This is a genomic window from uncultured Flavonifractor sp. (assembly GCF_944387675.1).
Classification (GTDB): Bacteria; Bacillota; Clostridia; order Oscillospirales; family Oscillospiraceae; genus Flavonifractor.
In genome coordinates this window covers 1-4179 of sequence record NZ_CALXFV010000140.1, presented here as the reverse complement: position 1 = coordinate 4179, position 4179 = coordinate 1, and the positions used below count along the sequence as shown (strand labels likewise).

General features: G+C 64.8%; 3 protein-coding genes and 2 pseudogenes. All 5 read right to left on the bottom strand.

Features of this window, described 5'->3' with window-relative positions:
- Positions 1 to 353, bottom strand: a pseudogene (locus Q0J74_RS10555) (preprotein translocase subunit SecA); the annotation flags it as partial.
- Between the two features lie 127 nt (positions 354 to 480).
- A complete protein-coding gene (locus Q0J74_RS10550) occupies positions 481 to 1308 on the bottom strand; it encodes an epoxyqueuosine reductase (protein WP_297214413.1) in 828 nt (275 codons plus the stop codon).
- Positions 1292 to 2818: a Mur ligase family protein gene (murE, locus tag Q0J74_RS10545; protein ID WP_297214411.1), complete on the bottom strand. Its 1527-nt coding sequence runs from the start codon at positions 2816 to 2818 to the stop codon at positions 1292 to 1294. Before murE ends, Q0J74_RS10550 begins: the two co-directional genes overlap by 17 nt.
- A 78-nt stretch (positions 2819 to 2896) precedes the next feature.
- A complete protein-coding gene (locus tag Q0J74_RS10540) occupies positions 2897 to 3601 on the bottom strand; it encodes an aspartate/glutamate racemase family protein (protein WP_297214409.1) in 705 nt (234 codons plus the stop codon).
- Positions 3598 to 4179: pseudogene (locus Q0J74_RS10535) on the bottom strand (ATP-grasp domain-containing protein); the annotation flags it as partial. The pseudogene Q0J74_RS10535 and the gene Q0J74_RS10540, both read right to left, overlap by 4 nt.

Below are 4179 nucleotides of genomic sequence, written 5' to 3'. Positions count from 1 at the left end.
GCGTTGAGGTAGGCGGGCAGGGTGGCCACCAGGGTCTTGCCCTCGCCGGTCTTCATCTCGGCGATGCGGCCCTGATGGAGAATGATGCCGCCGATAAGCTGTACCCGGTAGGGCTTCATGCCCAGCACCCGCCAGGCGGCCTCCCGGCAAGCGGCAAAGGCCTCCGGCAAAATGTCGTCCAGGCTCTCGCCGTTCTGAAGCCGCTGCTTGAATTCGGGCGTCTTGGCTTTGAGCTGCTCGTCGGTGAGGGCGGAGTACTCCCCCTCCAGAGCCTCAATCCTGTCCACCAGGGGCTTAATGGCCTTGATCTCCTTTTCCGAGCTGGTGCCAAAGAGTTTTTTCAGCAGTCCCATGGATTCCGTTCACCTTTCTTAGTTCCGCCACGGGACTACTGTCCCAGGCGTTTTATGCCAATTCAGTCACCTAGTATATCATATTACGCTTTGATAAAAAAGGGGAAATTGTGAACAAATTGCCCCCTCACCCCTGGAGCTCCAGGTTGCGGCGGAGGGGGGCCGGTCCCCGCCAGGCAAAAGCCCGGTCCCCATATTTCTCCCGAAAGTCCCGGTTGGTGAGCCCCGCCAAATCCTCCGCGGTCAGGGAAGCGGTCAGCTCCGTCCGGAACTCCGGCAGGGGGGAGAGGGCGGGGGCGGCGTTGTGGGGGCAGACCTGCTGGCAGGTGTCGCATCCCCAGATCAGGGGGTGGGCTTTTATCAGCGCCTGCTCTCTTTCCGTCAGCACCCCCTTCCGCTGGGTCAGCGCCGACAGGCAGCGGCCGGGGTCCACCCCTTCCGCCCCCAGGGCGCCCCCGGGGCAGGCAGCCTGACACTTTCCGCAGCCGGCGCAGCCGGGGGAGGGAATCCGGGGTGGCAGATCCAGCCTGGCGTCGGTGAGAATGGTACCCAGAAACACATAGGAGCCGTAGGGGGGGAGGATGACCAGCCCGTTTTTCCCCCGCAGGCCGATGCCGCACCGCCAGGCCCCCTGCCGTTCCGGCAGGGGGGAGTTGTCCGTCCCGGGGAGAAACCGGCAGTTTTTGTATTTTTGAAGCAGGAAATTACAAATTGTATTCAATCGTCGGGTGATGACCTGGTGATAATCCCGGCCCCGGGCATAGAGGGACAGGTTGCCGCCGGACTCCCCGGCATAGTAGGGGAAGGCCGCCACCAGCACGGTCCGGGGACCGGGACACAGGGCCTCCGCCTTCTCGATGGCTTCCGCTGTCATCTCCTCCGCCAGTTCTGAAAACGGCAAGCCGCCCCAGGCGGCGGCGCCTGCGGCGGCAAAGGCCTCATTGAGCTTGTTCACGGTCATATTTCTCCAGGGCGTGCTGGGCCAGCACCCCGTCGGGCAGGCAGGGCTCCGGGCCGTTTTTCCGTTTCTGGGCGGTTTCGCACCCCTTTCCCGCCAGCAGTACCACGGCGGGGCGGGAGGCCCCCAGGATGGCGGCCTCCACCGCCCGCTCCCGGTTGGGAATGACGGTGTATGCTTTTCCCCACCGGCGGAGAAACGCCCCGATATCGGCGCAGATGTCCTCCACCTCCTCGGGACCGGGGTCGTCCTCGGTGAGGATGATGCGGTGCGCCCACTCCCCGGCGGCGTTGCCCATGCCCTCCCGGCGGTCAATGCCCTTGCCGCCGGTGCAGCCGAAGAGCACCGTCAGCTGCCGGTCGGGATATTCGGAGCGGACGGAGCGCAGGGCATTTTGCAGGCTCATGCCGTTGTGGGAGTAGTCCACGATGACGGAGATCTGGCCGTCGGCGCTGCCGTAGTGCTCCATCCGGCCGGGGACGAAGGCCCGTACCAGGCCCTCCTGTACTGCCTCAAAGGGGATGTCGTAGCACTCCGCCACGGCGGCGGCGGCCAGGGCGTTTTCCACATTGAACAGGCCGGGGGTGGAGATAGCCAGCTCCCCCTCGTACCGGGGGGTGCGGACGTGGAAGGCAATTTTGTCCCCCTCCTTGCGCACCTGGGAGCCGTACACAGCGGCGGCGGGATTCTTTTGGGAGAAGGTGAGCACCCGCCCGCACCGGGCGGCGGCCTGGGCCACCTCATCGGCGTGGTCGCAGTCCATATTGATGCAGGCGGTTCCGGCCTGCCGGAAGATGAGCAGCTTGGACTGGAGGTAGTCGGCCAGGTCGGGGTGCTCAATGGGGGAGATGTGGTCCTCCCCGATGTTGAGAAACACCGCGCAGGCCAAATCCACCCCAATGACCCGGCCGTACTTCAGGGCCTGGGAGGATACCTCCATGGTGAGCCAGTCCGCTCCGGCGGACACGGCGTTGGACAGGTGGCGCTGGAGGTCCAAAGGCTCCGGGGTGGTGAGCTTGGCGGGTTTGCGCTCCACCCCGTCGTCGGTGACGATGGTGGACAGCAGGGCGCTCTCCCGGTGGCCCCGGGCGGCCAGCCAGGCGTCCACAATGGACTTGATATAGTAGGCCGTGGTGGTCTTGCCCTTGGTGCCGGTGAGGCCGGTGATGTGCAGCTTCCCCGAGGGGTGGCCGTAGAATTGGTCGGCCAGCAGGCCCATGGCCTGGCGGATGTCGGTGACATGCAGGCAGGGCAGGGGGATATCCGGGTAGGGTACTTCGCTGACATACACGAAGGCCCCGCCCTCCATGGCCTGGCGCAGGTAGTCCGCCTTGAATTTGGCCCCCTTGCACACAAAGAGGGTGCGGGGGATGACCACCTGGGAGTCACAGGACACCAGGGCCACCGGGGCGGTCAAATCGACGGGGACAGGCCCCCGGCCGGCCAGCAGGTTGTGGCGCAGCAGCAGCTGCACATAGTCCCCCAGAGGACGGCGTAAATTTGTCATGTTCATTCACCACCATGGTAATTTGAGCGTAAGAGACAAAGGCCGATGTCCGCATCGGCCCGCCGGGGGCCTGCCGCCCTACACCAGCCGCAGCTTGTAGCCGCAGGCGGTGATGCACCGCTGGGCCAGCACGTCCATGGCGTCCAGGTAGTAGTCGGGCAGACCGTGGTAGGTGCGGTAGACGGAAAGCTCGGTGCAGCCCAGGATGGCGCTGTCGCACCCCGCCTGCCGAAGCCAGCGGTCGATCACGGCGAACTTCTCCCGGGAGCCGGTCTCCCCCCGCTTGATTTCGTCGTAGATGATGCTCATCACCAGCTTCTGGATGTCATCCGGGGGAGAGAGAGCCTCGATGCCCCGGGCGTCGCACTCCTTCTGGTACACCCCGGTGCGCACGGTGCCGTCGGTGGCCAGAATACCCACCTTCCGCTTCCCCTCCGCCGCCAGCACCCCCACGGTCTCCCGGGGCATGTGGACCAGCCGGAGGGACAGCTCACTCTGGAGCCGGTCGGCAAAGTAATGAGAGGTGTTGCAGGGGATGGCCAGCACGGTGCAGCCGCCCCGCTCCAGCAGGCGCGCCCCCTCCAGCAGCCGCTGGTAGCAGCCCTCCGCGTCTCCCCCCAAAATGGCGGCGGTGCGGTCGGGAATGGCGGTGTCGCTCCAGATGAGGGTGGGCAGGTGCTCCTGGTCACAGGAGGCGTCGGTGCGGTCCAGTATCCGCTGGTAGAAGTCCTGGGTGGCCTGGGGACCCATACCTCCCAGGATGCCTAGTCTCTGTTCCCTCATCGCACTTTCTCCATACAGGAGGCGTACCAGCCCACGTAGCGGCGCTGGCCCTTGAGAATGCGCAGCTTGTGGAAAAAACCGTTGTCCCTGGGGTAAAACAGAGGATTGACCGCGGCGCCGGCCCGCTGGAGGGCCGTCATCTCCTGATGGTAGCGGGGGTTGACGTAGTCATAGGCCACTTTGGGGGGGATGACCCACCACAGATGGCGGTTTTTGGTGACGGTCAGATCACAGTCCTTGCCCAGGATGCGGTCCTCCACCAGATATTTGGCCAGGTTGTACCCGGCGCCGGTGACATAGTAGTTGCTCCGGCCCTGACGGCAGTTGATTTCAAAGGCCTTGAACTTGCCGTCCCGCTGGTCGTATTTGATGTCGAAGTTGGAAAAGCCGGTGAAGTGGATGGCCTCCAGGAAGCCCTTCAGCTTCTCGCACAGCTCCGGCTCAGGCTCGGTGATGATGACGGCGTGGTTGCCGATGGCGTGGCCGGTGTGTTCCTCCAGCAGCACGTGGCCCACGCACATCAGCCGCACCTTGCCGTCGGCGCCGGAGTAGTTGGTCACCACCCGCATGTAGCTGTC